We start from the raw sequence: 4,627 nt of genomic DNA, 5'->3' as shown, positions 1-4,627 counted from the left end.
CTTTTAAATGCACTATTAATAAATAAATGATAAAGTGAAAATGTAACATCATCCCCACACATCATTAAATCTTTTAATATGAAAAAGTTCTTTTGGACGGGGTGGCCGCGCGGCTGGACGCCACCGAGATCCAGGAGCGCGACGGCGGCCGGTACGGCGACGAGACCCTCACCGACCCCCTCACCGGCCTGCCGAACCGCCGCCAGCTCGAGCGGTACGTGACCGCGATGCTGTCCCGCGGGGAGCGGGCCGCGGTCGGCGTGTGCGATCTGATCGGCTTCGCCGCGCTCAACTCGCGGCACGGCCGGCATTGCGGCGACCTGGTGTTGCAACGGATCGCCGGGGTGTTGAATCGGGTGATGCGGCGCGGTGACTTCGTGGCCCGCTTCGGCGGTGACGAGTTCGTGGTGGTGCTGCCCGGGGCCGGCCCGACCCAGGCGGCCGAGGTGTCGCGCCGGATCAGCGCCGCGGCGGCGGCGGAGAACTGGCAGGTCATCGTCCCGGGCACGCCGATCGGTCTGGCGGCCGGCTGGTCCGAGGTGGGTGCCAACGGGCGCAGCCTCAGCGCTGCCCTGGCGGCGGCCGCGGCCAATCGAACACCGGCATGACCGTGATCGAGCTGGGCGAGGTCTCGTCCGGCAACCCCCAGCCGCCGGCCGCTGAGCGGCCGTGGCGACTGGGTCACCTGCGGTGGGTCGCGATGGCGGCGGTGCTGGTGGTCTGCGCGCTGACCGTCACCGGCTCGGCGGTGCCGGCCGAGCCGCGCGGGCTGCGCACGCTGTGGAGCGTGCCGTCCGCGTCGCAGCCGTTCCAGCTGCAGGGCGACGCGCTGTACCTGTTCCGGGCCGGCGAGTCGCCGGCGGTCGAGAGGTACGACGCGGCGACCGGCCGGCTGCGCTGGACGCATCAGACGGAACGCCCGATCGACTGGGCGTACACCTGGGTGCCCGGCCTCGTGATAGTGCCCGTCCCGGTCGAGCAGCCGGACGGCACCAGCGTCTCCCAGGATTTCGTCGCGCTCGACGCCGAGACCGGCCGGACCCTCTGGCAGCGGCGTGGCGATCCCAACTTCGGGGATCGGAGCACCCTGCTGCTGACCGAGTCGGATCCCGCCGGCGCGGTCGCCAAGGTGGTGATGGTCCGGCCGTCGGACGGCACCGAGCTGTGGTCGTTCACCCCGTCCGAGCGGGTGGCGGGCTGGACGACGATGTACGGCGCCGACCAGAACCGGCCGCAGTGGTTCGCGACCGTCACCGACGCCGGCAAGGTCGAGCTGCGGCGCACGTCCGACGGCTCGCTGATGCGCACCGGCAAGGTGCCGTGGGCGACCGTCGAGCCGGGGGCCGGCAACAACGGCGACGGCGCATACCTGTACTCGTTCGGTGACGTGCTGGCCTCGGTGCTCCAGAAGGACGGCGCCCTGGCGATGAACGCGTTCGACGTCCGGACCATGCGACAGATCTGGACGTGGACCGGCAGGGGCGAGGGCGGCGCGTTCAACTGCGGCAAGCTGATCTGCTTCACCGGGCAGCCCGGCGTGGAGGCGATCGATCCGGTCACCGGCGACGTCGTGTGGCGCAGCGCGAGCTGGGACTGGGCGCGGCCGTTCGATGCCACCCGCATGCTCTACGAGTCACAGGGCCAGGGCAACCAGGGCCTGCTGGACGCCGCCACGGGCCGGTTCGTGACCATGTTCCCGCGCGGCATGGTGGCCGAGGACGTGCCGAACGCCGACCTGGTGGTGCTCGCGTTCACCGAGACGGTGCCCGCCCAGATGGCGGTCTACCGCCTCCGCGGCAACCGCCTCGAGCTGCGCGGCGGCATGGGCGGCTCGACCGACCAGGGCTGCCAGTACGCGAACTCCCGGCTGGTCTGCATGATGGGCCTCGGCACCGAGCGTGCGCTGGTGGTCAAGGCCGTCGGCTGATCTCCGACCCGCCGGCCAGCCGGGCCGCCCGATCCGCCTCGGCCAGCGCGTCCAGCACCGCGTCGAGGTCGCCGCCGAGCACCAGGTCGAGGTTGTAGGCGGTGTAGCCGATCCGGTGATCGGTGATCCGGTTCTGCGGGAAGTTGTAGGTCCGGATCCGCTCGGAGCGGTCGACCGTACGCACCTGCGCCTTACGCGCGTCCGACGCGGCAGCGTCCGCCTCCTCCTGCGCGGCGGCCAGCAGCCGGGCCCGCAGGATGCGCATCGCCTGCTCCCGGTTCTGCAGCTGGCTCTTCTCGTTCTGGCAGCTCACCACGATGCCGGTGGGCAGGTGGGTGATCCGCACCGCCGAGTCGGTGGTGTTGACCGACTGGCCGCCCGGACCGGACGAACGGAACACGTCGACCCGGATGTCCCCGGGCTCGATGTGCACGTCGACGTCCTCGGCCTCGGGCAGCACGAGCACCCCGGCGGCACTGGTGTGGATCCGGCCCTGCGACTCGGTCACCGGCACCCGCTGCACGCGGTGCACGCCGCCCTCCCACTTGAGCCGCGACCAGACCCCGTGACCGCCGTCGGGCACACCCTTGGTCTTCACCGCCGCGGACACGTCCTTGACCCCGCCGAGGTCGGAGTCCTGCGCGTCGATGATCTCGACGACCCAGCCGTGCCGTTCGGCGTACCGGGTGTACATCCGCAGCAGGTCGCCCGCGAACAGCGCCGACTCCTGGCCGCCCTCGCCCGCCTTGATCTCGACGATCACGTCCTTGGCGTCGTGCGGGTCGCGCGGGATCAGCATCTCGCCGAGCTTCTCCTCCAGCGGCGGCAGCACCGCGGCGACCGCGTCCACCTCGCCGGCGAAGGCCGGATCCTCGGCCGCCAGCTCCCTGGCCGCGATCAGATCGGCCCGCGCGGCCTCCAGCTCGGCGTACGCGGCGTGCAGCGGCGCGAGCTCGGCGAAGCGGCGGCCGACCCGGCGCACGAGTGCCTGGTCGGCGTGGATGGACGGGTCCTCCATCCGCTTCTCCAGCTCGGCGTACTCGGCCAGGAGGGTGGTCAGCCGGTCGGTGGTCATTTCTCAGTCTCCCCACGCAAACGGCGCCCGACCCCGGTGTCGAACCGGGGCGGGCGCCGTTGAAGCAGCTACTTCTTCTTGGCGGCGTTGACCTTGGCGTACTTGGCCTGGAACTTCGCAACCCGGCCCGCGGTGTCCAGCACACGCTGCTTGCCCGTGTAGAACGGGTGGCAGGCGCTGCAGGTCTCGACGCGGATCTCGCCGCCCTTGGCGGTGCTGCGGGTCGTGAAGGTGCTGCCGCAGGAGCAGACCACGTTGGTGGTCTGGTACTGCGGGTGAATGTCGGGCTTCATCTGTTGCTCGGTCCTCTCGAAAAAGGTCGCCGGGTCGCCTCTACAGCGGGAACCGGAACCTATGGCCGATATACCAGTCTGCCATGACACTCGGGCGGACCGGCTTCCGGGGGCTACAACGTGAGCCCCCCTCGTCGCATTCCCGCTGCTGGGGGAAGATGTTCGGCGTGACGCGGCTGCTGATCACCCGGGGGCTGCCGGGCTCGGGCAAGACCACTTTCGCGCGCCGGCTGCAGCCCTGGGTGGTCCGGGTCAACCGCGACGACCTGCGGCGGATGCTGCACGGCCGGCGGATCTACACCCCATGGGCCGAGGGCCAGGTCACGGTCGTCCAGCGGGGCATGGTCGAGACCCTGCTGACCGCTCGGGCCGACGTCATGATCGACGACACCAACCTGCGCCCGGGCCTGGTGCGGCAGTGGGCGGCGCTGGCCGCCCGCCTCGGGGCGCTCTTCGAGCTCCACGACTTCACCGGGGTGCCGGTCGAGGAGTGCGTCCGCCGCGACGCCGGCCGCTCCGCCGACGAACGCGTGGGAGAGGCCGGCATCCGGACCATGCACGAGCGCTACCTCGCCCGCCGATGACCGCCCACCACTTCCCGGACTCGGCCCGCGGCCCCGCGCAGGCCGATCTGTCCGAGTTGGACGCCGAGCTGGTGACCACGGAGAAGCTGGACGGCGGCGCGCTCACCTTCACCCGCGACGCGGTGCAGACCGCGCAGCCCTGGGACCGCCCGGCGACGGCGCTCTGGACGATGATCGCCCACCACATCCCGGACCACTGGCGGGTCTGCGGCGAGTCGATGTGGGCGCGCCGGGGCATCGCGTACACGGACCTGCCCGGGGTCTTCATCGTGCACGGCATCTGGGACGAGACGGACACGCTGCTGGGCTGGGACGACACGGTGGACTGGGCGGAACGCCTGGAACTGCCGGTGGTCCCGGTCCTGTATCGCGGCGCGAGCCTGTCGGAGGCGCGAGCGGCCTGGTGGCGCCGGCGCGACCAGCGCGACTCGGAGGGCTACGTGGTGCGACGGGCGGGCCGCGTCCCGGCGGCCCTGCTGCCGCAGCGGCTGCTGTGCTGGGTACGCCCGGGACACGTCAAGGTCCCGGCCGGCGAGCCCTTCGAGGTCAACGAGTTCGCCTGACGTCCTGTGGACGACGGCCGGGACTTGTCATACCCGGCCCCCAACATGGAGGCCCACCCAGTGCCGGGGTGGGGGTGGCGGCGGGGCCGCGACCCGCCCAAACGATCTTGCGAGCGCCGGAGATCTTGGCCGGTGCCGGCATTCCGAAGCCGGCCGACCGACGACCGCTACGCCGGAGCACCCAC

The 4,627-nt window shown here is 71.2% G+C and carries 5 protein-coding genes and 1 pseudogene; 4 read left to right on the top strand and 2 right to left on the bottom strand.

All coding sequences use genetic code 11. The features are described from left to right. Nucleotides 1–92: 92 nt before the first annotated feature. Nucleotides 93–608 (top strand): annotated as a pseudogene (locus AB0M20_RS28565) (GGDEF domain-containing protein); the annotation flags it as partial. Continuing rightward, entirely contained in the window at nt 605–1,927 is a 1,323-nt protein-coding gene (locus AB0M20_RS28560) for a PQQ-binding-like beta-propeller repeat protein (protein ID WP_364303394.1), read from the top strand. The pseudogene AB0M20_RS28565 and the gene AB0M20_RS28560, both read left to right, overlap by 4 nt. On the opposite strand, the gene prfA is transcribed toward AB0M20_RS28560, so the two are convergent. Next, nucleotides 1,911–3,002: a peptide chain release factor 1 gene (gene prfA / locus AB0M20_RS28555; RefSeq protein ID WP_364303392.1), complete on the bottom strand. Its 1,092-nt coding sequence runs from the start codon at nt 3,000–3,002 to the stop codon at nt 1,911–1,913. The two genes, AB0M20_RS28560 and prfA, sit on opposite strands and share 17 nt — an antisense overlap. Before the next feature lie 68 nt (nt 3,003–3,070). Beyond that, the gene (gene rpmE, locus AB0M20_RS28550; protein WP_364303390.1) at nt 3,071–3,295 is read right to left on the bottom strand and encodes a 50S ribosomal protein L31; all 225 of its coding nucleotides are present in this window, start codon (nt 3,293–3,295) and stop codon (nt 3,071–3,073) included. A 167-nt stretch (nt 3,296–3,462) separates the two neighbouring features. Between rpmE and AB0M20_RS28545 the strand changes: the two genes are divergently transcribed. Both AB0M20_RS28545 and AB0M20_RS28540 read left to right on the top strand, forming a co-directional pair. Beyond that, complete coding sequence (locus tag AB0M20_RS28545) at nt 3,463–3,879, top strand: AAA family ATPase (protein ID WP_364303387.1); 417 nt, start codon at nt 3,463–3,465, stop codon at nt 3,877–3,879. Further along, nucleotides 3,876–4,442, top strand: a complete 567-nt coding sequence (locus AB0M20_RS28540) for an RNA ligase family protein (protein ID WP_364303385.1) — start codon at nt 3,876–3,878, stop codon at nt 4,440–4,442. The genes AB0M20_RS28545 and AB0M20_RS28540 overlap by 4 nt, the downstream gene beginning before the upstream one ends. The last annotated feature ends 185 nt before the right edge of the window (nt 4,443–4,627 follow it).

The organism is Actinoplanes sp. NPDC051633, assembly GCF_040681735.1.
In the GTDB taxonomy this organism is placed as follows: Bacteria; Actinomycetota; Actinomycetes; order Mycobacteriales; family Micromonosporaceae; genus Actinoplanes.
This window is presented reverse-complemented; position numbering and strand designations above follow the sequence as displayed.

Coding starts and splice junctions, on each gene's coding strand:
- AB0M20_RS28540 (WP_364303385.1), top strand. CDS start 3,876: ATGACCGCCCACCACTTCCCGGACTCGGCCCGCGGCCCCGCGCAGGCC.
- rpmE (WP_364303390.1), bottom strand. CDS start 3,295: ATGAAGCCCGACATTCACCCGCAGTACCAGACCACCAACGTGGTCTGC.
- AB0M20_RS28560 (WP_364303394.1), top strand. CDS start 605: ATGACCGTGATCGAGCTGGGCGAGGTCTCGTCCGGCAACCCCCAGCCG.
- prfA (WP_364303392.1), bottom strand. CDS start 3,002: ATGACCACCGACCGGCTGACCACCCTCCTGGCCGAGTACGCCGAGCTG.